The following is a 25,714-nucleotide window of genomic DNA, read 5'->3' as shown; positions in this document are numbered from 1 at the left end:
TAGGAAGAAAATTCTCTAAGTTTGCCCTATTTTTTGGGATACTTTCAGATATTCCTGCAGGAGTTGAGGAACGCTAATACGACCGTTATTCTTCCAGATAAATGAACGCCGATGTAGGGACTCTAATGCATCCAGTAGTAAGTCATTCTGGTCTAAGGAAATATCTCCAGCAGCAGCAATGTCCGCTAGAGAACCGGGCGCTTCTCGATTAGCTAGGCTATTCATAATAGAGCGTTCGAGTTCAGATAGTCGAGCAAATTGCTGATGCAGCAGGCGCTTGATATCACCATAGATCAACTCTTCCCGTTCTAGGAATTGGGGCACATTCCCGGCAAAGAAATCGACAATCGTTTTCACTGCTACTCTGAGGGCTTGAGGGTTCCCGGTGTAGCGTTGAAGCAGTAAATCAGAGCATTCATCAGAGCATTCCAGACCAAAGGATTTGAGGGCTTCTCGCCCTGAATCTTGGTCTAAACCATCTAGATAGAGAGTACGACTGGGGAAAGCCTCGTTATCGGTGAATGCTAACCCTGCTGGCTGCTCGCGACTCGTAATCAGAACACAACTTTTATGGCGGCTTTCACTAATACGTCTTAACAACAAGCCATAGGTTTCACAACCTACGTGATAACTTCCTGCCAATTGATTGCCTGCTAGAACGGAGAACCAATCATCTAGCACCAGTAAGCAGCGATGCTGATCTAAGTAGCTGATCAGCAAGGTCACCTTTTCTTGTGCCGTTTCCGGTAATTCTATCCCTTGCCCCCCAATGGACCCCAGCAAATCTGTCATCAATGCATCGAAATTGGGTTGATCGCGCAACGAACGCCATATGATGCAATCGAAAAAGCTTTCAACTTGTTCAACACATTTAACCGCTAAAGCGGTTTTACCCACTCCCCCTAATCCGAAGATGCCAATTAAACGATTATGATCTTCGATGATCCAACGTTTGAGCTGGGTCATCACAAATTGACGACCAACAAAGACCGGAACGGCTGCAGCTTCGCCCCAATCACAGACTTGGCGCGAGACCTCTCCTCCTTTTTTCGATTTGTGGGATTGAAATGATCGCACCCCTGATGCTTTGGAAGCATCGAGGCCAAGCTCAGCATCTTCCATTTGCTGATATCGACGTCTGAGGATAGAGCAAAAGTTATGTTTGGATAAGGATTCCCCTAAAAGCTCTGAAAGTTTTCGCCATAACTTGTGGCCCACATCTTTGATATAGTCCGCATCGTATCCTGTGCTTTGAGCAATTTGCTGATACGTCTTGCCTTGCCAGGCTTGCAAAAAAACGGTTGTTTGAATGTTGCTGAGTTCGGCGGTGGGAAATAGACGTTGCAGAATTAAGTAGGCTTGCTTAAATTCTGGTTGTCCCTGAGGAAGAGATGGCACTAGATAAAGCGGATCAGCCACTTTTGCTTGATAGGGAATTGCTTCATTTATAAAGTTATGGGCGCCGTTGTACATATCTAAATAGCCTGGCCTTAGCTGGTTTTAAAAGCTTGTTGTTGGAGCCTAAAACGATTTTTCAGATGCATCTTCATGTCTTAGTAATTGCTAGGACCAACGGGACTGAAGCCCCTCTACTAAATAGGTTGCCCAAGCCAATCCACTAAATTACGTTTTACGGCAGAAAAAACATGATTGGGACATCGCTCTTTAATCGATTTATCCGATAGCGAAATTTTGATTTCGATAAGGCTTTTCAGTAGGATAAAGCCTGAACAAGTTGTTCGTCAGCATGGAATCCATGCTTAATAAAACCATCCTGGTACCAATAATTAAAATTTGAAACAGGACTTCAGAGGGGAAATAGCCGCTAAAAACGCTTTACAAAACCAACAATTTCGCCTTCAATGTCTATTTCAGAAGAAACTGAAAAGGTGACTTTTTAGGGATATATGAAGAAATTATGTAATGAGTTTTTGGCAGGTCAGGTACCGTATAGATAAATACAGATTTATCCGCCTACTAACTTTATCGATGAATCAACAACAATCTACGCAATATTTTAAGTTATTTACATTTTCTTAACAATCATACACCTAGATTACTCAAAAAAGACGCAATAGGGAAGGACTCAGGACTAAAGGATTTGAGGGATGAGAGGACATTCTCTATCCGCTAAACTATTAAGATGCAGAGTGCTAATACAGAGAAAATACATCGATTTGAACCTTGACCTTGTGATATTAATCACATCAGCGATATGGGTTTTGAGACGTTTGTATAATCGATATCCCTGATTACCTTTGATGGCTTGCCCCTAAGAATGTTCCCCCTAAATTTGACTAGCAGTCGGCCTCCAAAATTGATGGCGACGAGAGTCTTCACTTTTGGACGTCATTTATAGTCATTTGCAGTCATTTGACTTCATGATAGCGATTAGGCTTTATTTCCCGTGAAACAGTTGATATTTGCATACATCACTGGCCAGATGGCATCGCTTGAGCAACAATTCTTCGAATACAGAGGGCTTAACCATGGGTAACGAAGGGTGTCCCTCCCTCAAAGACTGATCCCTATAACCTATCCCAACTAACCTTAGTAGGGGGATGTGAACGGTATGTGACTATTCATCATAGGTTCACCAGACAAGTGTAATAAAGTAATATGAAGGGAGGTTGGTTTCAGAGTTTTGGGGGATTACCACATGGTATTTACACAGTTGTCTCATCCTGCTTCGCTACGGCATTGGGGTGCTGCTAATCGGAGACGCACAAATAAAATCCATCGATATGAACATGCTGACCTGAATAGCGATTTTTGCTTAGAAGCCGCCCCGGATCAATCAGGTTTCCTAATGACATCTTGTAAGTCAGGTGTTCGAGGTGGCGACCTGATTCAAATTAGGGATGTAGATGGGCTACATGAGTATCGAGTAGATGAGATTGACTACTACAGTGACCCCGCTGATATGTGGATTGCCAAGTTGCGGATGATTCAGTAGATTGCTACTTTGCTATTGAGTATTAACTAAAAATAAGTCCGCCAAACTCCAATGAGAGATCCTTGAATTTCGACTTGTGTCGCCGCCACTTTGATAGGCTGATATTTGAGATTTGCGGCTTCAAGGGTGACTTCATTTTTACTTAAATGAAAACGCTTCAGAGTGGTTCCCTCGCCTTCAACTCTGGCAGCAACAATAGTCCCATTTTTGACTGTTTTGGGTTCCTGGACAGGTCGCATAATGACGATATCACCATCAGTGATGTGAGCATCAATCATACTGTCCCCATTGACCCTAAGGGCATAAGATTTTGGCGGTAACTGTTTGGGACTAAATTCCAAGGAATCCACGACTTCAACAAAGGGCTCGATTAATCCACCGGCTGCGATCGCACCCAGGATCGGTATTTGCTCTACCTCGGGCTGGAGATGATCGGGATGAACAATCCGCAGGGTGCGGGCCTGGCCGATTTCCCAGTCAACGTACCCTTTTTTGCGGAGATGATCCAAACGACTCTGAACTGGGGCTGGAGATTTCAGCTTCATGGCCTGCATCATCTGCCGAATAGAAGGCGCATGCTGGTGATGTTCAATAAATTGAACTAGCCAATCAAATAATTCTTTCTGAGCTTTGGATAAAGGTTCCACTATTGATTCAGCCCTAATGAATATTGGGTCAATCTGGTGTTTTGCAAGCGGTCTATATCTGGATGAAGATGAGCATCAAGATAACGATCGGATACTTACATAAAACATCTGTACTATTAAAGTATACAGACACAATGCATTCTTCGACAAATTTTGCTCTTCAAACATGAAGAAGATAAACCGCTATCCCAGTTTTCAGAACCGATGATGCCAATCTTGCATCGGCCTGGCACCTACCCTCACAAAAATAAATTCAACCTGGATTTCCCTGAAATTTTGCTGTCTATGGTTTAGGTTACATCTATCTTCAAATACCAATCCTCTGGGTCATCGTGGGTAATTATGGGTAATCAAAAACGGGTCGGTATTCTGACCAGTGGCGGGGACTGTGCAGGGCTCAACCCCACCATCCGGGCAGTCGTTCTCCGAGCAGTTGAACGTTATAGCTGGGAGGTCATTGGTATTCGGCAGGCCACCCATGGCTTATTAAAAGACCCACCCGAAGCCGTGATCCTCACCCCTCAGCAGATGAGTCCACTATTGACGGCCGGAGGAACCATGCTGGGGACCACGAATAAGGGAAACCCGTTTGCATTTCCCATGCCCGATGGCACAGTTGTAGATCGTTCGGAAGATATTATTGCGGGATATCACAAGCTCGGTTTGGATGCTCTGATTGGCATTGGCGGAGATGGCAGCATTGCCATCTTACGTAAGCTGGCTCAGCAGGGTAATTGGAACTTGGTGGGTATTCCCAAGACCATTGACAATGACGTGGGGGTCACCGAACGATCAGTGGGGTTTGATACCGCCGTCAATATTGCGACGGAAGCCCTGGATCGCTTGCAATTTACGGCAGCCAGTCATAGCCGTGTCATCATCCTAGAGGTCATGGGTCGAGATGCTGGCCATATCGCTATCAGCGCTGGCATTGCCGGGGGGGCTGACATTATCTTAATTCCCGAAATCCCTTACACTATCGATAATGTCTGCGCCAAAATCAAAGAGCGCCAAAGTCAAGGGAAAAACTATTCTCTGATTGTTGTGGCTGAGGCCGTCCGCACGGAAGGAGGGGCACCTTTAACCCATACGGATGGGTTAGGTGAATGCCGACTAGGGGGGATTGGCCAATATTTATCGGAACAAATTTGTAATCGTCATGTAGCAGAAACCCGCGTGACGGTGCTGGGGCATGTGCAGCGAGGAGGAATGCCCTCTCCTTCCGATCGATTAATCGGAGCTGCATTTGGCGTCGCGGCGGTTGATTTGATTGCTGAAGGTCATTTTGACCAAATGGTGACCTGGCAACATCGCCAAGTTCTGAGCGTCCCTATTTTGGATGCGATCGCCCATTATCGAGCCGTAAATCCAACCGGAACACTGGTTAAAACAGCCCGAGGGTTAGGGATCTACCTCGGCGACTAGCACGAACATCAACGGCCCTTGATCATCCAAACTCATGAATTTTTAGGTATGAAGTTGTAGATCGTATGGGTCAAGCTGCCGCTGCCAAAATTTGATCGTCAATTGAGAAATCAATATGGGCTTGATCGCGTCCGCTTGCGAGATAATCTTTTTGAAAAGAATCTTTCAAGCCACTGACCAAATCGTATTGGGGTTGCCAGTTCAGGTCTTGGCAAGCCTTGTGAATATCAGCAAAGAAATGCTGCAGACGCATCGGAAAGGCTTTGCGCTTGCCAAAGTCAAATTGTGCAGGGTCATAGTGCACCAATTTCAAGCTATCTGGGGATTGACCAACCGCTTGAGCACAGGCTTTGGCAATACCATCAAAGGTCACAAAGCGATGGCCACTGATATTGTAGATTTGGCCAATCGCCTGAGGGTTACCTAACACCGAGGCCATTGCTTGAGCTAAGTCTTGGACATGTCCTAGTTGCGTCATATGCTGGCCATTGCCAGGAATCGGAATCGGACGCTGACGGACAATCCGGTCAAAAAACCAAGCTTCAACATCGTTATAGTTCTTGGGACCATAAATATAGGTTGGTCGAATCGAAGTAAAAGGCAAACCTTGGGCCGCCAGATCGGCCTCGGATTCGGCTTTACCGAGGTGGCGACTATTTGGATCAGTTGGATCAGCTTCTCGATGGGGCATTTGATCCGATTTAAGATAGACCCCAGCCGAACTCATATAGACAAAATGTTGCACCCGGTCCTTAAACAGTGCTGCCAAGGGCTGGGTATCCGATAGCTTCCGACCATTATTATCAAAAACGGCATCAAATGGCTCATGAGCGAGCTTCGCTCGCAACTGGTCAGCATCTGTGCGATCGCCATGAATTTGGGCTAACCCTGCCACCGCAGGAGGATGGTTCCCGCGATTAAACAGCACGACTTCATGGCCTTGCTTCACTAAAATCTGGCTGAGGTAAACGCCAATAAACCGGGTTCCACCCATCATCAATATGCGCATTATGCAAATCCCTCTGGTGATGCTCCATGTTGAACCATATCAGCCTAGGCAAACGATCCCCAAAAAGCCGTCCTTTTGGGTGCTGCCCTCTATGCTTAACGAATTGTTTCAATTGATTTTCCCGAACTCTCAACAAGTCCCATAGACATCATTTGAGGCGAAAGACGGACTCCCTTATGCCATTTCACCCAGATCTCGCTATAGTAGGGCCAGAATATTCGTTGGCTAGTTTATTTTTAGAGCGATGGTACGTCATTCTATCCTTCCTCCAACCCCTCTGAAGAAACAGCTTTTGTCCTCAACGCTTCTCCTTTGTGGGTTGGCAGCCATAAGCGGAGTGACACCTGATAGCACTCTGGCCCAATCTAAGCCGACTCCTTCATCATCAACTCCCGCCAAGACGCCCTCTGCTGATGTCCCGGCTCAACCCCCAAACAAGTTAATTGAGCAGGCACCCGCCCCAATCCGCACCCCAGATCCACGCAAAGTCCCCCCCCCTTCGTCCCCTGCAACCCCCTCAAAATCAGCAGAAAAAACTGAAACTAAGCCTGCCCAAACCCAGACTTCAACAGAGCAAGCAGCGCCTTCAAAGCCCAAATCGCAACCCATTAAACCCCAGGCTCCTACTGCCGAACCCCCTACGAAAGCCAAACCAGTTGTCCAACCGCCCCAGAAGACTACGCCTAAATCTGTCAAACAAACTCAGCCAGCCCCCAAATCCACCGCTCAGCGGGGCAATCCGCAAGCCATTGTGCATTTACGCCAAGGGGTTGAGAAGTATGGAAAAGGCAATTATAAAGGTGCGATTGCGGACTATAGTAAGGCCATTCAACTGAATAACAATTACGCCCTGGCCTATGTGAATCGAGGATATGCCCATACGGCTTTAGGCAATCGCCAGGCTGCGATCGCAGATTATACCAAGGTTATCCAGCTTAACCCAAGCAAAATTAAGCTGACTCGGATCTACCTCAATCGCGGGTTGGCCTTTGCCGCCGCCAGCAACTACAAAGCGGCGCTAAATGACTATAACCAGGTCCTACAGCGTGACGCCAAGAATCCTGAAGCCTACTTAAATCGCGGTCGGGCTCATGCTGCAACAGGTAACCATTTAGCGGCAATTCAAGATTATAGTCAAGTGATTAAAATTCAACCCAAATCAGCCTTGGCCTACTTTAACCGGGGCGTCGCCTATACCAACACTGGGGACAACACCACAGCCCTGGCAGACTATTCGACCGCTATCCAATTGGATCCTAAATATATCGCTGCCTTCTATAACCGGGGTCTGTTGCAACTCAATCAAAGCAATTATCCAGCCGCGATCACCGATTTTTCAACGGCCATTGCGATGGATGGCAAATATACTGCCGCCTATAAAAATCGAGGCACTGCCCATTTAAAGGCAGGAGATGCGAACGCTGCGATCGCAGATTTTACCCAGGCGATCACCCTCAATGCTGATGATGTATTGGCTTACTATAACCGTGGGATTGCCCACAGTGTTGCTGGACAAAACGAAGCGGCCATCTCAGATTACACGCAAGTGCTCAAGCTTGATTCAACCTATGCAGCTGCTTATACCAATCGGGGTAACTTGTATGTCTCTCAAGGCGATCGGGAGGCTGCCTTACAGGACTACACTCAAGCGATTACTACGGAACCCCAAAATGCCGCCGCCTACAATAATCGGGGGTTGGTTCACTCCGCCCTCGGACAGCGAGAAGAAGCCTTATCCGACTTCCAGCAAGCTGCACAGATCTACCAATCCCAGGGGGCAACCCAGGATTATGAGCGTCTTCAACCGCTAATCAAAAGCCTGGAAACTCAGCTTCAGAAATCCTCTGATCAGCCATAGCAGATATTTGCTATCTGGCCAACTGGACGATCCCACACAGGCTTTATCAGCGTGAAACCCTAGTATCCTCTTTCGGGTGCCCCCGCAATTCTGTAAGCTGTTGAAGTACGCTCATCTTTACCGCTGCTTGTCACAGCGACCTGAATGATATGTCTGTCTCCAGCCCTACCCGAGTGATTCGGATTGGTTCCCGTAAAAGTCAACTGGCTCTGGTGCAAACGCACTGGGTCCAGGGGGAATTGCAAAAGCATTTTCCAGAATGCGAATTTGAAGTTTGTACGATGTCAACCCAAGGAGACAATATCCTCGACGTTGCCTTGGCCAAAATTGGAGACAAAGGACTATTTACTAAAGAACTAGAGGTATCCATGCTCCGCAAGGAGACAGACTTGGCCGTTCATTCGCTTAAGGATTTACCCACTAACTTACCCGAAGGACTTTGTTTGGGAGCCGTGACTGAACGAGTTGATCCGGCAGATGCGCTAGTGGTCCATGAAAACTTTAAAGACTATCAACTCGATACCTTGCCCAATGGATCGGTGATTGGCACCTCTTCCCTGCGGCGGCTAGCCCAATTACGGTATAACTATCCCCATCTAGAGTTTAAGGATATTCGTGGCAATTTAAATACCCGTCTCCAGAAGCTCGACGCAGGTGAATATGATGGCATTATTTTGGCCGTTGCCGGGCTACAGCGGCTGGGCTTTGGAGATCGGATTCATCAGGTCATCCCAGCTGACATCTCATTACATGCGGTGGGTCAAGGAGCTTTAGGTATTGAATGCCGTGAAGGGGATGAAGAAATTATGACCTTTATCAAGGCGTTAGAACATGAACCGTCAGCCCATCGCTGTACAGCAGAGCGTTCCTTTCTACATGAGTTAGAAGGAGGATGTCAGGTTCCCATCGGGGTTAACACGTCTCTGAGTGACGGGCAATTAACGCTAGTGGGTATGGTTGCCAGCTTAGATGGTCAGCGGCTGATCAAGGATACCGTCACAGGCTCTATCAGTAGTGCAACTCAATTAGGCGTTGATTTAGCCACCAAACTCCGAGAACAAGGGGCCCAAGAAATTCTTGAAGAAATTTTTGCCGCCGCTCGTCCTTCCGATCTCTGATAGTCTGATAGTGACCAGTTGGGCTCGGCTCAGCAGTTGAAATCTCTTTGATCGCTTAATTAGCGCTTGGCGCTACCGAGTCAGACGAAGTGGTAGAGTCATGCTGTTCTGACAGGAGTTTCAGGATGTCCAATCCCCAAGTGTTATGTCTGGGTGAAATTCTGTTTGACTGTCTTGCTGATCAGCCGGGGCGTGACCTACAAGATGTCGAATCCTGGACCCCCTATCCAGGTGGGGCACCTGCCAATGTAGCCTGCGCATTGACCAAGTTAGGCACCGCTGCAGGATTTATTGGCTGTGTCGGTGAAGATGGACCTGGTACTCAACTAGTAGAGTTGCTTCACGGGCTCCAAGTGAACACGGCAGGGATTCAAACTCATGCCCAGGCCCCGACCCGACAGGTGTATGTAACACGGACCTTAGAAGGAGATCGCACCTTTGCTGGGTTTGGGGACTATGACACGTCAGACTTTGCAGATACACAACTTCAAGCGGATCGGTTGCCAACAGACCTCTTTGCTAGCGCTGACTATTTAGTCTTGGGCACCTTAGAACTTGCCTATCCCCAGTCAGCAGCGGCTGTCCGCCAAGCCATTCATCTGGCTCAACGCCATCAGGTCCAAATCTTAATTGATGTGAACTGGCGACCTGTATTTTGGCATGATCTGAATAAAGCCCGCCAAATGATTCTGCAGATCCTACCTGCAGCAAATTATTTAAAATTGGCGGATGAAGAGGCCCTATGGTTATGGAACACTGATCAGCCACAAGACATTGCTAAGCGGCTACCTTCGGTGCAGGGCATTATTGTGACGGCGGGTGCTCGAGGATGTGCCTATTGTTTTCAAGGCACGAGTGGATCATGTCCAGGTTTCGCCGTTGAGGTTGAAGATACGACAGGAGCAGGAGATGCGTTTGTGGCAGGTATGATTCATCAACTGGGACGTAGCGGCCCGCCTACAACCTCGCAGTTAGCGCAGGCTATGATGACGTATGCCAGCGCAGTGGGCGCGCTAACCACCACAAAACCGGGTGCGATCGCAGCTCAGCCCAGCGCCGATAAGGTTGAGCACTTTCTCCAAGCCCAGCGTTAACAAGGCCCTACCAATCGGGATGCAAAATGCCAACCACCGGGACCATGCCTTCATCTCCTAAATCAGCTCAAGTGGCTGGTCTTCCTATCAGCCATCCCTGGCCAACAGGATATATTTTTCAAAGTCCTGGCAATCAGTTTAGTTATCGCGTCATTGGTCCCTGCTGTAGACTCTTTGACCGAGAGCAGTTGCCTTGGCCCTGCTGTCGGCTGCAATGGCGGGGAAAAGAGCCCAGTTGGCGTCGGATTGGCCGTCGCCTCATTGCAGATTTATCTGCCAAACGTTACCCGTCGTACTGCGTGGAACTGATTGGCTACCAGGGCGCTGCCCCTCTGGTGACCACGCTCTATGTCCATCGGCTCCCCTCTCCCTTGCAGCAATGGTGGTATGCCAAGCATCATTCCACGGAAACGGAACAACCCCCTACTGCTTAGATTTTGCGGCTCTGGCCCTTTTAAGCTGTTTTTGCACCTGACTAACCTTACGAAATTTCTCTTCATCTTCGTACAAGGATGCGGCTTTTTCTAGATCTTGAATAGCTGCTGATGGATTTCCTTGGGCTAAATAACTTTCCCCTCGTTTTTGAAAGGCTAGGGCATGCTTGGGATTTTGCGCAATAACTTGGGAAAAATCCGCAACCGCCGCTTCTAGTTGCTTGCTTTCATAAAGCGCTATCCCCCGGTAGAGGTAGGCAAACCTGTTATCAGGGGCAATTTTTAAAGATGCAGTGTAGTCTGCGATCGCAGAGTCGTAGTCTTTTAATTGTCGGTAGGCATTGGCCCGATTATAGAGTGCATAAGCGTTGAGCTGATAGGCTTGTAGAGCCTGACTGTATGCCTCTACAGCCCCTTGATAATCAGCTTGCCCATAGCGTTCATCTCCCAATCGTACTGTTTCGGTCACCGAGGATTGCGAGGATGTCTGAGGTGTTTTGACCTCAGCTTTCGGCAAACTTTCAGGCGGGGAGGGCAATTGCTCCTTAGCAGTAGGCAATGATGTTGCAGGTATAGATTGAGCTCGCAAGGGTCCTACTCCAATCGTGATACTACCCAACACTGTTAGAGACAGAGAAACAATTCGCAGTTTAATGACAAAATTAGACAAATTCTTCATCGATACTCCTTGAAACGTCAAAAAAACTCTGATCTGACACTTGCCTACTGATTTCCCTGAATAACGGCTCTCTTAAGCCTCTCACAAGAGCCAAGTGACTACGCACATTCTTAGCTGGAACGGTAGAGTGCTCCATATAAACGGCGTTCCCTTGATTCAGTGAGCCGCAAGAATATCAGACTTCAGTTTGAGTTGATAGAACAAAGTTATTCTTTGTTCCAACAACAAGCACGTTGATCATAATTTCCATTAACACTCGAAAGGTTGATAGGAGCATTTATGCTCCTATCAACCCCATTTGTATCCTGACAATAGCGCCTAGTAACCCCAATAAAATGAAGGCTTGAGGCGACTAATATCATTTGCCCTCATTGGAGACTTAGTACTTGTAGCTCTCAGCCTTAAAGGGACCCTGAACAGGAACATTAATGTACTTGGCTTGTTCAGGGGTGAGCTTCGTAATCACGCCGCCAAAGCCTTCCACCATATATCGAGCGACTTCTTCATCTAAATGCTTCGGGAGGACGTCCACAGTAATAGATGACGCTTTTTGATCGGCGGGTAAGTCAGCAAACTTACGCTCAAACAAAAACATTTGAGCCAAGACTTGATTGGCAAAGGACCCATCCATAATCCGGGAAGGATGGCCTGTCGCGTTACCCAAATTGACTAAGCGACCTTCCGACAGCAAGATTAAAAAGTCCTGGGGATCCTCACTCCGATACACTTGATGAACCTGAGGCTTCACTTCTTCCCAACGCCATGTTCTGCGCATATAGGCCGTGTCGATCTCATTATCAAAGTGGCCAATATTACAAACCACAGCCCCCTTCTTCAACGAAACCAACATATTGGCATCACAGACATTCAGGTTACCTGTGGTAGTGACCACTAGGTCAGTGTTTGCTAGAAGGTCATTGTTAATGCAGCTAGGCGTACCGTCATTCTGGCCATTAGCATAGGGCGACACGACTTCAAAACCATCCATACATGCCTGCATCGCACAAATGGGATCGGCCTCAGTCACTTTGACAATCATGCCTTCTTGGCGCAAAGAAGCCGCAGACCCTTTTCCCACATCGCCATAGCCAATCACCAGCGCTTTTTTCCCAGACATAAGGTGATCCGTACCACGCTTAATGGCATCATTCAGGCTATGGCGACAACCATACTTGTTGTCGTTTTTAGACTTTGTGATTGAGTCATTGACATTGATAGCGGGAACCTTTAACTCTCCCTTCTCCAGCATTTCTAACAAGCGATGTACCCCGGTGGTAGTTTCTTCAGTGACACCATGGATATGCTCAAGCATCTCAGGATAGTTTTCATGGATATGGCCCGTTAGGTCACCGCCATCATCCAAAATCATATTGGCATCCCAAAGCTGCCCCTCGGGTATGCGACAAGTCTGCTCAATACACCAGATATATTCCTCTTCGGTTTCCCCTTTCCAAGCAAATACAGGAATATCTGTCGCCGCAATAGCCGCGGCAGCATGGTCTTGTGTGGAAAAAATATTACAAGACGACCAGCGTACTTCAGCTCCTAACTCACAGAGCGTCTCGATTAAGACAGCGGTCTGGATCGTCATATGGATGCAGCCAATAATTTTAGCCCCTTGCAAAGGCTTGCTATCGCGATATTTCGCACGAATCGCCATCAAGGCTGGCATTTCACCCTCAGCAATAGCCATTTCTTTACGTCCCCAATCTGCTAGGGAAATATCCGCAACCTTATAATCTCGGGTCAGTACTTGTGGGCTCATGTGATCCTTCTCAACAACGGGTGTACTCAAATATTTGATACTTTGTTAATTATAGTGAGCCATCTCCGTGTAATTGTCGGAGAAGATCTTTTGGCCCTGCATTTAACAAACGGTTACTGCTCTCTTCCCCTACGCGTACCTTATTTTCCTGAATTGCTGCCTCACCATAAAGCGAGGACGGCCATGAAACAGGATTTTAGCCAGCCATACGACAATATTGGATTATCCCTTACTATAGTTGGGTTCGCTCGCTTCATCTATCGTTATGGCACGCCTGTCAGCTGAGCTCCAACGCACATTCTTCGATCATGAACATCCCGCTCATGTCACATTACAGGAATTACTGAATCTCGCTGAAGAAAAAGTTTTTGGCTGTCTATTTGTTTTACTAGCTTTACCCTCAGCGCTACCCGTTCCAGCACCAGGGTACTCCATTCCGTTCGGCATCATCATTTTTCTACTTTCTATCCAGCTAGTAGCCGGGTCTAAACAACCCTGGTTTCCAAGGCGCTTTACGACTCATCCAGTAGCCCTAACGACCGTACAAGGGTTTCTTAAGAAAGCATTACCCTGGCTAACACGATTAGAGACAATCACTCGGCCTCGCCTCTTCCCCGTTTGTACCAGCGTAATCGGCCGATGCATGATTGGTTGCATTCTTGCATTGATGGGCATTTCTATGATGATTCCAATCCCAGGAACCAATACAGTGCCTGCACTCGGTGTCTTTGTAACTGGTTTTGGTTTGTTAGAAGATGATGGAGCAATCAGCCTAGGGGGTTTGGTGATTAGCATCCTTGGGGCAGCTATTACCCTTTCCATCGTGATCGCACTCATTTGGGGAGGGAGCAATCTCATCGAGTTGCTCAAAGAGTCACTTTAACGGCTTTGTCTAAATATCCTGAGACGAAATATCCTGAGACGAATCGGTGCCTTTGAAATCGCTAGCAGACAGCATACCGATAAAAATCGCTGAGGGAGAAGAATGATGGGGCGATTCAAGCTGCCAAGCATACAACAAGCGGCTCAAGACTCCACCAGCAAGCAGCGCTAGTGATTGACTGTGCAACGGTTTAGCTATTCCATACTATCGTCACTAGCATAAGCTACTGACTTTTTGGGCATTCTAAGTAAGATGCTCTTTCAGGGCTGTTTCAAGTTCGCCAGGGCTAACTCGGTAACACTGAAAACTTGTTAGGTGCAAGAAGCGCTAATAAGGATCGATGTACATGAAGATACTTGTTCTAAATTTTCTATCAAAATTTAAAATAGCTCTGGGGAACCCTTCTAAATTAAAAAGGCGTTCGGCTTGAACAATCACCATAAAATCAGTTAAGGGAAACCATTGAGTATATCCTTTTCAAAACCTATAATTCTTAGCTGTAAAAGCCGTATGAATTTCTTGACATAGCATCACCATGTCCAAAATTCTTGTCATAGAAGATCAAGATGATATTCGCAGTATCATTTGCGAAATACTCTCTGCTGAGAAATTTAATGTAATAGAAGCAGAAGACGGACATATTGGCGTTTTATTAGCTCAGGAAGAATTACCTGATTTAGTCATTTGCGACATTATGATGCCAGAATTCGATGGCTATAGTGTAATGACCCAGCTTCGCCAAAATCCCTATATTCAATCTGTTCCTTTTATCTTTTTAACCGCGAAAGCGAGTAAAACAGATTTGCGATTAGGCATGGAATTAGGCGCCAACGATTATCTTACAAAGCCCTTCACAAGGGATGAATTATTAGAAGCAGTCAATGCTCAAGTAGACAAGCTCTCTTCACTAAAGAGCGATCAACCTCCCTTATGGCATGACACATGCTGCGAGCTCATCCAGTCATTACCGGATACAATCCACCATCCATTGCAAAATATTTTAGACCTATCTCTACCTTTACACAGCCCTCATGCGTTGGGCTCTCCTGAACGCTTAGCACAAGCTTTAAAGGAAATCAGCCAGTCCGGGCACTTACTCTACCGACGATTGCAAAATATACTGCTCTATAAAGAGTTAGTAGATATTGAGCAAGATCCTCAACGTTTGAGTATTTTTCGTAATCATCCAGGCACAAGCTATACGGCATCTATCATTACTGATGTTGCTCATGTTCAGTCTCAGACCTGCGATCGCATGGCCGATTTGCAGTTAGAGCTCGAGGACGCTCAAGTTCAGCTAGCCCCACCGAAATTCAAAAAGATAGTCGAGGAAATCGTTAAAAATGCTTTTGACTATTCATCCGTCAGTACTCCTATCTGTATAAAGAGCTATGCCCATGGCAAAACGTTTCAATTGATTATTGCTAATAAGGGTAAAGGGTTTCGGGCAGAACTACTTTCTGATTTCGATACGCATATGCAATTCGCTCGCCCTTCATATTTACACGAGCATGAAGGTTTAGGCTTAATCATTTCTAAACTGATCACTGAGCTTCATGGTGGCGAATTAAAAGTAGAAAGCATACCTGAAGAATTCACTAAAGTATCTATATTCTTGCCAATCACTTAAGCCAGAAGCCTTCCTGCTTATCTGCTATAAGCGGACTCGGAGCTATCCCAATATTTCAACGAACTCTGCTTTATCTAGAATGCTGACATTCAAGACAGTCGCTGAACAAGAAAGATTCGGTTAATCAACCGGGAACAATATGCCTAGGGATAAAGATTCAAGGTCAAGGTTGGGTGTTTTGTGATTCAACAGAAAAGCCAATGGCGAGAGTTTATTGGAAAATATGAGCTAGATAGCAATGAGTTGCTTGAAAAAACAATCCTTGGAACTCATGAAGCCCTTGTTGTCACAGAACCTTATATTAGAGAGACGAAAGGGCCGAGAATTCTCTACGCAAATTCTGCATACTACCAGTTACTGGGACTAGCAGAAAAATCCGTTCATGAACTGTGGCAGAATCCTGTATATCTTTATGAAACGATTGCGCCAAATGTCCCCGATGACATAAGCAAAGTTTTTGACCTTTTGTCAGTTCAGGAAGAGGCGTTGGGGCAGTTCCATTTCATTATTGGCAGCATTGAGCAATCTGTTCAATTTCATATTACTCCTTTATCTGATACAAATCATTGCTTTAAGGCAGTACTACTCAGACAGTATCTCATTCAGTCTCCTCCTCATCCAACAGGGTTAAATTCATCCCTAGAATTGCCTTATTCCAGTCATCCGCTTTCGACAAATAATGTTGAACTTCCCGTGGGCTGGCCGACAGCACAATATGCGGATTATCCAGGCTGTGATCTTCAGTCTCTAATTGACTCTTTACCCGGTATTGTTTTCACCTGTAATTATGATTTGGCCTGGTCCAGACGTTCGTTAAGTCGAGGATGCTTGGAACTTACGGGATATGCTTCTGAAGAGTTACTAGGAACGTTCAATCTCACCTATAACGCGCTGATCGATGCCAATGACTTACCCAACCTTTTGGGATCGATTTCTGCCGCGATCGAAAAACAGCTCACTTACACCAGTGAGTATCGGATTCGGACGAAATCCGGACAACAAAAGTGGTTTTTAGAACAAGGAAGGGGCATATACGGTGAACAAAGCCAAGTGTTAGGTGTTGAAGGATTTATCACCGATATCACCAAACTGAAGCAGGCAGAAGCACAATTACGGCACGATGCATTTTTTGATAAATTAACGGGCTTGCCGAATCGATCCTTATTTATGGATCGTCTCGAGTACTGCATTAAGCGTGTGAAACGACGCCCTGACCAAATTTTTGCAGTTCTCTTTCTTGACTTAGATCGGTTCAAAGTGGTCAATGATAGTCTGGGACATACGGCTGGCGATCAGTTACTGGTTGAAATTGCTGAAAGACTCACCACATGCGTTCGCGAGAGTGATACCCTAGCTCGCTTAGGGGGCGATGAATTTACGGTTCTCTTAGAAGGGATCAAGGATCTGAGTGATGCGCTACAGGTCTGTAGTCGGATTCAGACAGTCTTAAATTTACCGTTTTGTCTAAATGGACGAGAAGTTCTAATTACGGTTAGTACTGGGGTTGCCTTGAGTACGATGGGGTACGATGACCCTGAACAACTGCTTCACAATGCTGATGCAGCAATGTATCGTGCCAAAGCGATGGGTAAAGCCCAGTGGGAAGTCTTTACGGCTGATATGCACAGCAATGCTTCAACTCAGCTACAGTTGGAAGTCGATCTGCGCCGAGCAATTGAACGACAAGAGTTTCAGTTACATTACCAACCCATTTATTATCTAGAAACTTCGGCAATTGTCGGCTTTGAAGCATTACTGCGATGGCACCACCCGATACGAGGATTAATTTCACCCGCAGAATTTATCCCCATTGCGGAAGAAACAGGATTGATTCTTCCGATTAGTTGGTGGGTGTTGCATGAGGCATGCCGGCAGCTCAGCCAGTGGCAAGAACAGTATCCGTCGCAACCCCCTCTGTTTGTCAGTGTTAATTTTTCGAGTAAACAATTTTCTGAAGTGGGTTTGATCTCTCGGATTGAGGCAATTCTTCAAGAAACAGGTTTACCGCCTCAATGCTTGAAGCTGGAAATCACAGAAAGTGCCATTATGGAGCAGGCCGAAGCGACAGCCACCAAATTACTTGAAATTAAGGCCTTAGGCATCCAGCTCGGCATTGATGATTTTGGTACAGGTTACTCTTCGCTCAGTTACTTGCATCGCTTTCCTGTAGATATTTTGAAGATTGATCGCTCATTTGTCAGTGAGATGGATAGTCATGAGAATTTACAGATTGTTCAAACGATCACGATGTTATCGCAAAATCTCGGGATGAAAGCAGTGGCTGAAGGGGTAGAGACTGCTGAGCAGGCCGCACAATTAAGAGCAATGACTTGTCAGTATGCACAGGGTTATTTCTTCTCTAAACCGATGGATGCAGGTTCTATTGAGCACTTGCTGCAGTCTCATTTCCAGCCTCAAAGCATAGACTCGGCCATACTACCGCTGGCCCGGCTGCAATTCCGAGTCAATGCTGCATACTCTTATCGTCCTTTAGTCGGCAAAACATCTTGGACCATAGGGTCCAACCAAAGTTGCGATATTTTATTAGCAGAGTCTAATGTGGCTCCCAAACATGCCATGCTACAGCTTATGGGAACTGGCAACTATTACTTGGTGAATCTTTCTCCCATCAACAGTGTCGTTGTCAATGGTCAAGTCGTCTCTCGCCCTACCTTGTTACAAGATGGCGATCGTCTGCTTATTGGTGGCACTAATTTTCTCTTTGAAGCGCAGACGGCTCCTGCGGTGCCCCGGGAAATGCCTGTCAACGGTGACAGCAAAGCATCCGTGTTAATGTGCCATTCTTTTCAGTTTCAAGGGGAGATTTGGCAGGCAGCTCTTACCTCACAGGGACTATCCGTCACTTGGCAAGCAGATAAAGTAGACATCAAGGCAACCTTAGCCAAAATGCATAGTGTCGGATACCCTCTGCCTGATTTGCTCTTGATAGACACCCACACATTATCGGAAGAACTGGAGGAGGTTTGTCGGTGGTGTGCAAGCAACTATCCACAACTCAAATTAATCTTTACGAATGGTGACCAACCCCAAGTTGCGCTGTCTGAATACCAAAGAGTGATCGATCAAGGTGCGGTTGATCTTTTACCAGGCTTTGCTGAACATAATGTGCTGTCAAATTTGGTCGATACCTTAACTAAAGTCAACACTGTCCTTAAAGCGTTAGAGTGGCAACCGTTAAACCGTAAATCTCTAATGGCAGCCCTGATGCCCCTACAGAATGTTGTGAAACAAGGGGTTTTTCAATAAAAATCTTGACCTCTGCTGTCCTCTAAGAGGATAGGAACCCTGATCAGAGGAGCATCTGACCTGGCAAAATACGGATTTGCTGGGCATTTTCACCATTGTTTTGATAAGAGTACTGGAACAAGACGTCCAGACAGCCCCCCTGGACGGTAAAATGAATTGCCGATTGTTCTTCCATGTCGAAAATCGATGATTTCCAGTAATGACTTTCGCACGGGTGTGTCTATTGAACTTGATGGTTCAGTATGGCGAGTTGTAGAGTTCCTACATGTAAAGCCTGGCAAAGGATCTGCCTTCGTTCGTACAAAACTTAAGAATGTGCAAAGTGGCAATGTCGTAGAACGAACGTTTCGAGCGGGTGAGACTGTTCCGCAGGCGAATCTAGAAAAGCGCGTTATGCAGCACACCTACAAAGACGGGGATCAATTTGTGTTCATGGATATGGAAAGCTATGAAGAGGCTAGCCTAAGCCAAGGCCAAATCGGCGATCGCGTCAAATATTTGAAGGAAGGGATGGAAGTCAATGTTATCCAATGGGGAGAGCAAGTTTTAGAAGTAGAGTTGCCAACCTCTGTCGTTTTGGAGGTCACCCAAACTGACCCAGGAGTCAAGGGTGACACAGCAACGGGGGGGAGTAAGCCAGCTATCGTGGAAACAGGAGCGCAGGTCATGGTTCCATTATTCATCTCCGAAGGAGAGCGGATTAAAGTGGATACTCGTACTGATTCCTATCTAGGCCGAGAGTAAGGAGTAACATCAACGGTGGAATTCGATCTCAACCAACTCCGTGAGCTTTTAGCCATTCTCAATCAAACAGATATTGATGAGCTGAGTCTAAAAAGCAATGATTTTGAACTGACCATCCACAAAGCGAATCAGTCCTCAACCATCGTCTCCTCTCCTACTGAACAACTGACCTTGGTTGATAATGCTGCCCCAGAACAAGCCTCTGCTTCACAAGAATCTCCTCCTTTAGGAACACCTGATAAAAAGTGGGTTGATGTCATCTCGCCCATGGTTGGGACATTCTACCGCTCACCAGCTCCTGATGAACCCCCCTTTGTTGAAGTTGGGGATATTGCCCGCAAAGGACAGACCGTCTGTATCATCGAAGCCATGAAGCTGATGAATGAACTAGAAGCTGAAGTGAGTGGTGAAATCGTCGAGATTTTAGTTGAAAACGGCGAACCCATTCAATACGGCCAGACGTTGATGAGGGTTAATCCATCCAGCTAGTTGTCTACCCGTTGTCTACCCCTAATGCGGATGAAGCAATACTCCCATCAGGCATCACAGTGTCTTGGAGGATGGCGTCTGTGAGATCAGCTTGGTGGAGATCAGCTCCCAAAAGATCGGCACCACTCAGATCTGCGCCTTTAAAGTTCGCATTCTGCAAGTTAGCGTCCCTGAGATTAACACCGCTGAGATTACTATAATTTAAGGACGCTCGCTGAAGATTGGCTTTAGCTAAACTTGCCCCGGTCAAAGTTGTACTGCTGAGTAAGGCGTTACTTAAATTACTTTTAGTTAAGTCTGCACCCGTTAGGTTGGCGCCAATGATTTTTGCAGCTGATAAATTGGCTGATGATAAATTAGCGCACAGTAGATCGATACCATGGAGTGCTGCACAACTTAAATTGGCCTCTTTCAAAACAATGTGATTGAGTTGTGCCAAACTTAAATTTTGTTTGGAAAAGTTAGATCTACTAAAATCCCTCTCACCATGAGCATAACGGTGCAGAAGTTCTTCAATCGTCATAGCCTTTGAGTGTGATCATCAATCCGGTAATACATCTAATGGCATAGATCTATTGTGCCAGGTCAGAGCTATCTCATTCCAAATAACATTCAGCAGGAACACTGTGCCTTAGCCATATTGGTAAACCCATGGGTTCAATTGAGCGATAACAAAAGAATGCCCATACATATACAACTCACATCATGCTGTAAGAACCATTGCAGGTCTGTCGTCACTCGCATACTTTCCAAGATGCTGAATTATTGCGATAGGTCAAGCACCCAGTGAGCGGGTATGCTAGAGCCGAGAGTAAACTACCCTCAACTAGAGCTGCATTATTTTTCTGACTGGATCCAACAGAGACGATAATCATGCCAACCACTCACTCTCCAGGACCAGCCATGCACTGCTCTTAACTCCCATACTGACTGGATATCCCTCAATGGTGATGAAACTTTCTGCCCGTCAAATCTTGTTGCCTTGTCAAGCCACATTACTCATGGCCTTGAGTGCTTGTAGTGGCCCCAATGGACCATCTTCGAGTGGTCAAGGAATGGAGGTCACCTTTTTGGTTGGGAGTGCAATGGAAGGATTCTGCCAAAAAAGCATGGAGCGCTTCAATCAAACAGGCCCCAAACTAAAAGACGGCAGTCCTTTTTATGTGACCTGCGTTGCAAAAGGGAGTGGAGATATTGTTACAGAACTGTTAAATCAGGCAGACACATTTAAGAATGGTAATCTTGCCGCTGAGGATCAAAGCTGGCCTACACTGATTTCCCTTGATGGTGATATTTACGTAGACCAGTTAGCCTATCAATTTAATCAGCTCTTTCCTGGGCAAAATTATTTGCCAACCGTAGCAGATGCCCCTCTCCTCGCTAACAGTCCGATGGTGTTTATGGTGCGGGATGATTTAGCTGAGAGCCTGCGAAAAACGAAGGATCCTTTCCAAGCCCTGCTGACGGCCAAAAGCCATAAAGACTTAGATGCCGCCAGTCAGCCCTTGCCACTGCGATATGTGCATACGGCCCCCACTCGGTCCAATTCAGGTTTACAGACACTGGCAGCCCAGTTTGCCTCCGTATCGGGAAAGCGTCCTGAACAGCTGACGGTTGCGGATGTGAAAACGCATCAGGGGAAAGTAGGCGCGATTCAACAGAAAATCACCCGCTATGGGACATCGACAACCTCCCTAGCTAAAGCGATGGTAGCTAATGGCCCTTTTTGGGCGTCGGTGGGGTCTGTGTATGAGTCGTCCGTCATTGCGGCAAATGCCCAAGTTCCCGCTGGGCAACCCCGCTATCAAGCCGTTTACCCGGGCATTACCTATACCTCTAATATGCGGGGGATTCTGCCCACTGGACCGTGGATTAGTGCAGCAGAGAAAGAAGCCGCAGAGCAAATTATTCAATACCTACGCCAACCCGAGACCCAACAGATTGCCACCACGTTAGGATTACGCCCCGGAACGCCAGGAATAAGCCTGGGGGCAAAATTCACGAAAAACTGGGGGGTTGAAGCACAGCCAAAGTATGATTCTTATCGAGTACCTAAACCAGAAGTCGTTGAAGCAATGCTTCGGTCGTGGCAAACTGCAGCGAAGAAACCCTCTCAGGTGGTGATTGTAGTTGATTCTTCTGGGTCGATGACGGGGGCAAAACTGGCCGCTGTACAGACTACCCTCCAGACTTACCTAAAAGACCTAGGCCCCAAGGAGAAAGTTACACTGATTGACTTTGACTCTGCTGTTCGAAAGCCTGTGTTAGTGGATGGAACCCCAGAGGGTCAATCGCGAGGTTTAGACTTTATCGTTGGCTTAAAGGCCGATGGCAATACCAAGTTGTATGATGCCATCCTCGCGGCTCAGACATGGCTCACTCAAAATTTACGGGATCAAGCGATTAATGCCGTGATCGTGCTGACCGACGGCGAAGATTCAGGCTCCAGACAGCGACTCCCTCAGTTACTCGCTGCCTTGAGAAAAAGCGGATTTGAAGGCGAGCAGCGGATTGCTATTTTTACGGTTGGATATGGAAATGCGGGAGAGTTTGCACCGGATGTGCTGAAACAGGTTGCCGAAGCCAATGGCGGCTATTATCGTCAAGGAGATCCAGCTTCAATCGCGACATTGATGGCAGACTTACAAGTGGAGTTCTAGAGAAGGTCTATTGGCAGTCATGAGGATGCTGTGGTGAAACTGGTGAATCCCTTGTACCACCCTTTAGCAGTATTGGCGGGGGGGATTGTCTTAGTGGGTGGTGTTCGGATTGCTAAGCTCAATCATTTTGTGATGCTGCCCCTAGCGGCTGGGGTGGCTACAGTTGGAGCGGGTGTGATTGCACCTGAGTCTTCGCCAGCAGCAAAGCCCAAACGTCGGAGTCCGGTAGTGGAACAGGAACTGGGTAATTTGCGTACCCAGGCAAGCCAGCTAGCTCAAAAGGCCCAGGCACTGAAGACAGAAGCCCAAGGCTTGCTGACCCAATCTTTACAAATGGAGTTGTTGGGGACGTTGCAGTATGCCTGCGATCGCACCACTGAATTGCCCCGAAAAATCGAAGCCATGGCCGAACGCCTCCATGGTGATGACTCAATTTTGTCCGTGCAGGAGCTGCAGCAGCAGCGGGTTACCGTCCAAAAGAAGTTAGCTCAAAGTACTGGGGCGACTCAACAACAACTCCAACAGCTTGACCAAAGCCTCCAGCGCAATATCAGCCTGGCCCAGCAGGGCCAAGATGCCCGACAAGCCCAGCTCTTGAGTCTGTCTCAGCTTATTGCTGAGTCGGCCGGTGTATTGCAGGCCATGCAGAATCAGTTGCGCAGTACAGATTTAGCTGAGGCGAGTCAATCTGCTGAACTGAAGAGCCTCAGTGATGAGCTGCGAGATTTCCAAGAAAACCTGGATGTGTTGGTATTGACCTAGGGAGAAACATGGTGAAGTCTCAGCAGTCCTTGTATATTTCTCTGGCGATTATCGCTGCATCTCTAGGATTGACGTTTTATCCCTTGCCCGATGATCAGGTCCAAACCCTGGTAGTGGTCAGTGGCTCGGAACTAGAGCCACCCCTAAAAAAGCTGATTGAGACCTTCCATCAGCAGCAATCCAAAATCCGCATTGATCTCAAGGTGCAGGGGTCCTTGGATATGGTCAATCGTTTTATTGATGACCGCAATGATTTTCAACCCACGGTATTAATTCCCGCTAATCAGGACACCCTTAAACGCCTGGAGCAGCGATGGACGGCCCCAGGGCCTGCCTTTTATGGTGACCCGACCCCGGTGGCGAAAACCCGCCTTGTTGCCATTACCTGGCCGGAGCGTGGTAAGGCTCTATTCCCAGACGGCAACTTTAGTTGGAATCGACTCGAAACGGCAATGAAGGCCCAGCAGTGGGGTTCGTTCGGTGGCTCTGCCACCTGGGGCAGTTTTGACTTTGTGATGACGGACCCCACCCGCTCGAATAGCGGGCAAATGACCTTAAGTCTTTGGCTTTCCCATAAGCTGCAAAAGTCTTCCTTGCAGGCAGCTGACTTGAATAGTCCGACCGCCCAATCGGCGGTGTCTACCCTGAAGCGTTCGATCTACCAGCCTGCCCGCTCTAGCGATATTCTGATGCAGGAATTTGTAGTCCGAGGAGCAAATGATGCCGACATCATCACCAATTACGAAAGTGTAGCCCTGAACCGCTGGCAGGAGTCCAAGGTGTCTCAAGGCCAGCCCTATCAAATTTATGAAATCAACCCGACAGTGGAAAACAAACCCACAGCAGCCATTGTTCGCCGCCAAGTGGATGAGCAAACGGCCAAAAAAGCCCAAGACTTTATTGAATATCTGTCACAGCCAGATCAGCAAAAAGTATTGATTGAATATGGTTTTCGCCCAGTTCATCCTGATGTGAAACTGGAAGAGAATGCAACAGCCTTGTGGAAACAGGATACGGGAATAGCATTGAAGCCTCAGGCTCAGGTTATGGACTCGCCGACTGTGCCCGTCTTAAAAGAGGTAGGGCGATTGTGGGAGCGATCTCAACCTTGATTGTGTCTCTGATCTCCATACACTGAAGTGGTCCCCAATGAGATTCCGCTTTATCATGGCCGATATATCTGGAACCAATGCTGGCAATTTACTCTAGAATGATTCGTGCCTGAGGGAGTCTTTGTTGTGGAATCGATGTCCCGCACTAAATATTGTGGATACGAGATGATTGGATAATCTAGATGCTTGAGCTCACGTTAAGAAATCGCCGACTTCACCTGTCTCTGACCGTTTGAGACTACTTAACCTGTAGGCTACCTATATTGGCTCAAAATATGGAGGGGCAGTGGGTTTTCCTCCACTACTATATGGGTTGATGGCCGGAGCTTTTCAAGCTCTATGGGTACGCTGCTGAGCTGATTTCGATCGAGAAATAGCACTGTGAGATTGTGCAGTTGCCCAATTTCCTGCGGTAAGAAATTCAGCCGATTATCAGTGAAATACACCCATTTCAAATTGGTGAGTTGTCCAATTTGAGGTGGTAGCCTGCGCAGTTGATTTTTCTGAAGATATAGCCCTTGAAGGTTCTTGAGCTGACCGATGTCAGGGGGTAGACTACTCAGTTGATTATTTGCAAGGGCCAGTCCTTGAAGGTTCTTGAGCTGACCGATGTCAGGGGGTAGGCGACTCAGTTGATTATTTGCAAGGCCAAGTCCTTGGAGGTTCTTGAGCTGACCAATGCCAGGGGGTAGGCGACTCAGTTGATTATCTCTAAGATCTAACGATAGCAGACTCTTGAGCTGACCGATATCAGGGGGTAGGCTGCTCAGTTGATTGTTCGAGAGGAATAGCCCCTGCAGATTCTTAAGTTGGCCGATGTCAGGGGGTAGACTGCTCAGTTGATTATCTCTGAGGTCTAACAATAGCAGATTCTTAAGCTGTCCGATGTTAGGGGGTAGACTGTCCACTTGATTCTCCCCGAGGTTGAGCGCTTCCAGTTTGGAAAGCTGAGTGAGTTCAGGGGGTAGACTGCTCAGTTGATTATTCCTTAGGTTAAGTTCTTTCAGATGGGACAGCTGAGTGATTTCAGAAGATAGGCTAGTCAAGCGATTCCTTGATAGGCTTAACTTTTGCAGACTCTTAATTTTAATGACTTCCAGCGGCAGGCTACTCAGTTGATTGTTCGAGAGGTCGAGTCTTTTCAGATTCTTAAGCTGTCCGATGTTAGGGGGGAGTCTGTCC

22 protein-coding genes are annotated in these 25,714 nt (G+C 47.0%); 14 read left to right on the top strand and 8 right to left on the bottom strand.

All coding sequences use genetic code 11. The annotated features are described in order from the left end of the window. Positions 1-15: 15 nt before the first annotated feature. Positions 16-1,473: an NB-ARC domain-containing protein gene (locus Q0991_RS13575; protein ID WP_299489265.1), complete on the bottom strand. Its 1,458-nt coding sequence runs from the start codon at positions 1,471-1,473 to the stop codon at positions 16-18. Between the two features lie 1,186 nt (positions 1,474-2,659). Here Q0991_RS13575 and Q0991_RS13570 point away from each other — a divergent pair. Beyond that, positions 2,660-2,956, top strand: coding sequence for a hypothetical protein (locus Q0991_RS13570; RefSeq protein WP_299489264.1), 297 nt, complete (start codon positions 2,660-2,662; stop codon positions 2,954-2,956). 26 nt (positions 2,957-2,982) lie between these two features. Here Q0991_RS13570 and lexA read toward each other — a convergent pair whose 3' ends face one another. After that, a complete protein-coding gene (gene lexA, locus Q0991_RS13565; RefSeq protein ID WP_299489263.1) occupies positions 2,983-3,603 on the bottom strand; it encodes a transcriptional repressor LexA in 621 nt (206 codons plus the stop codon). A gap of 342 nt (positions 3,604-3,945) precedes the next feature. Between lexA and Q0991_RS13560 the strand changes: the two genes are divergently transcribed. Continuing rightward, on the top strand, positions 3,946-5,028 hold the full coding sequence (locus tag Q0991_RS13560) for an ATP-dependent 6-phosphofructokinase (protein WP_299489262.1): 1,083 nt from the start codon (positions 3,946-3,948) through the stop codon (positions 5,026-5,028). Between the two features lie 70 nt (positions 5,029-5,098). Here the strand turns inward: Q0991_RS13560 and Q0991_RS13555 are convergent, their stop codons facing one another. Continuing rightward, positions 5,099-6,037: an NAD-dependent epimerase/dehydratase family protein gene (locus Q0991_RS13555; protein ID WP_299489261.1), complete on the bottom strand. Its 939-nt coding sequence runs from the start codon at positions 6,035-6,037 to the stop codon at positions 5,099-5,101. 244 nt (positions 6,038-6,281) lie between these two features. On the opposite strand from Q0991_RS13555, the gene Q0991_RS13550 reads away from it, so the two are divergent. From Q0991_RS13550 to Q0991_RS13535, 4 genes are all read left to right on the top strand, one after another. Further along, entirely contained in the window at positions 6,282-7,895 is a 1,614-nt protein-coding gene (locus Q0991_RS13550) for a tetratricopeptide repeat protein (RefSeq protein ID WP_299489260.1), read from the top strand. Between the two features lie 149 nt (positions 7,896-8,044). Further along, the gene (gene hemC / locus Q0991_RS13545; protein ID WP_299489259.1) at positions 8,045-9,013 is read left to right on the top strand and encodes a hydroxymethylbilane synthase; all 969 of its coding nucleotides are present in this window, start codon (positions 8,045-8,047) and stop codon (positions 9,011-9,013) included. A 125-nt stretch (positions 9,014-9,138) separates the two neighbouring features. Then, positions 9,139-10,107 carry a carbohydrate kinase gene (locus Q0991_RS13540; protein ID WP_299489258.1) on the top strand — a complete coding sequence of 323 codons (969 nt, stop codon included), beginning with the start codon at positions 9,139-9,141 and terminating at the stop codon, positions 10,105-10,107. A 44-nt stretch (positions 10,108-10,151) separates the two neighbouring features. After that, the gene (locus Q0991_RS13535) at positions 10,152-10,541 is read left to right on the top strand and encodes a hypothetical protein (protein WP_299489257.1); all 390 of its coding nucleotides are present in this window, start codon (positions 10,152-10,154) and stop codon (positions 10,539-10,541) included. On the opposite strand, the gene Q0991_RS13530 is transcribed toward Q0991_RS13535, so the two are convergent. Together Q0991_RS13530 and ahcY are read right to left on the bottom strand one after the other, a co-directional pair. Continuing rightward, positions 10,531-11,220 (bottom strand): tetratricopeptide repeat protein, encoded by a 690-nt coding sequence (locus Q0991_RS13530; protein WP_299489256.1) that lies wholly within the window; start codon positions 11,218-11,220, stop codon positions 10,531-10,533. The genes Q0991_RS13535 and Q0991_RS13530 overlap by 11 nt on opposite strands. A 379-nt stretch (positions 11,221-11,599) precedes the next feature. Continuing rightward, complete coding sequence (gene ahcY, locus Q0991_RS13525; RefSeq protein ID WP_299489254.1) at positions 11,600-12,985, bottom strand: adenosylhomocysteinase; 1,386 nt, start codon at positions 12,983-12,985, stop codon at positions 11,600-11,602. Between the two features lie 265 nt (positions 12,986-13,250). On the opposite strand from ahcY, the gene Q0991_RS13520 reads away from it, so the two are divergent. After that, the gene (locus Q0991_RS13520) at positions 13,251-13,868 is read left to right on the top strand and encodes an exopolysaccharide biosynthesis protein (RefSeq protein ID WP_299489253.1); all 618 of its coding nucleotides are present in this window, start codon (positions 13,251-13,253) and stop codon (positions 13,866-13,868) included. Between the two features lie 9 nt (positions 13,869-13,877). Here the strand turns inward: Q0991_RS13520 and Q0991_RS13515 are convergent, their stop codons facing one another. Next, positions 13,878-14,054, bottom strand: coding sequence for a hypothetical protein (locus Q0991_RS13515; RefSeq protein ID WP_299489252.1), 177 nt, complete (start codon positions 14,052-14,054; stop codon positions 13,878-13,880). A gap of 349 nt (positions 14,055-14,403) precedes the next feature. Between Q0991_RS13515 and Q0991_RS13510 the strand changes: the two genes are divergently transcribed. The 4 genes from Q0991_RS13510 to accB all read left to right on the top strand — a co-directional run bounded on the left by Q0991_RS13510 (position 14,404) and on the right by accB (position 19,998). Next, on the top strand, positions 14,404-15,498 hold the full coding sequence (locus tag Q0991_RS13510; RefSeq protein WP_299489251.1) for a response regulator: 1,095 nt from the start codon (positions 14,404-14,406) through the stop codon (positions 15,496-15,498). A gap of 180 nt (positions 15,499-15,678) precedes the next feature. After that, complete coding sequence (locus Q0991_RS13505; RefSeq protein ID WP_299489250.1) at positions 15,679-18,765, top strand: EAL domain-containing protein; 3,087 nt, start codon at positions 15,679-15,681, stop codon at positions 18,763-18,765. 186 nt (positions 18,766-18,951) lie between these two features. Further along, positions 18,952-19,509 carry an elongation factor P gene (gene efp / locus Q0991_RS13500; RefSeq protein ID WP_299489248.1) on the top strand — a complete coding sequence of 186 codons (558 nt, stop codon included), beginning with the start codon at positions 18,952-18,954 and terminating at the stop codon, positions 19,507-19,509. Positions 19,510-19,524: 15 nt separating this feature from the next. Next, complete coding sequence (accB, locus tag Q0991_RS13495) at positions 19,525-19,998, top strand: acetyl-CoA carboxylase biotin carboxyl carrier protein (RefSeq protein WP_299489247.1); 474 nt, start codon at positions 19,525-19,527, stop codon at positions 19,996-19,998. 4 nt (positions 19,999-20,002) lie between these two features. Here accB and Q0991_RS13490 read toward each other — a convergent pair whose 3' ends face one another. Continuing rightward, complete coding sequence (locus Q0991_RS13490; RefSeq protein WP_299489246.1) at positions 20,003-20,521, bottom strand: pentapeptide repeat-containing protein; 519 nt, start codon at positions 20,519-20,521, stop codon at positions 20,003-20,005. Positions 20,522-20,942: 421 nt separating this feature from the next. Here Q0991_RS13490 and Q0991_RS13485 point away from each other — a divergent pair, with 421 nt between their 5' ends. From Q0991_RS13485 to Q0991_RS13475, 3 genes are read left to right on the top strand one after another with little or no spacing between them, the layout of a single operon-like run. Next, positions 20,943-22,658 carry a VWA domain-containing protein gene (locus tag Q0991_RS13485; protein WP_366524954.1) on the top strand — a complete coding sequence of 572 codons (1,716 nt, stop codon included), beginning with the start codon at positions 20,943-20,945 and terminating at the stop codon, positions 22,656-22,658. 42 nt (positions 22,659-22,700) lie between these two features. After that, positions 22,701-23,420 carry a hypothetical protein gene (locus Q0991_RS13480; RefSeq protein ID WP_299489244.1) on the top strand — a complete coding sequence of 240 codons (720 nt, stop codon included), beginning with the start codon at positions 22,701-22,703 and terminating at the stop codon, positions 23,418-23,420. A gap of 8 nt (positions 23,421-23,428) precedes the next feature. After that, entirely contained in the window at positions 23,429-24,532 is a 1,104-nt protein-coding gene (locus Q0991_RS13475; RefSeq protein WP_299489243.1) for a substrate-binding domain-containing protein, read from the top strand. 254 nt (positions 24,533-24,786) lie between these two features. On the opposite strand, the gene Q0991_RS13470 is transcribed toward Q0991_RS13475, so the two are convergent. Further along, a complete protein-coding gene (locus Q0991_RS13470; protein ID WP_299489285.1) occupies positions 24,787-25,677 on the bottom strand; it encodes a leucine-rich repeat domain-containing protein in 891 nt (296 codons plus the stop codon). Between the last annotated feature and the right edge of the window lie 37 nt (positions 25,678-25,714).

It is taken from the genome of Acaryochloris sp. IP29b_bin.137 (assembly GCF_028285745.1).
Taxonomy (GTDB): Bacteria; Cyanobacteriota; Cyanobacteriia; order Thermosynechococcales; family Thermosynechococcaceae; genus Acaryochloris.
The sequence above is the reverse complement of the archived record's forward strand: the minus strand, read 5'-3'. Positions and strand labels throughout refer to the sequence as shown.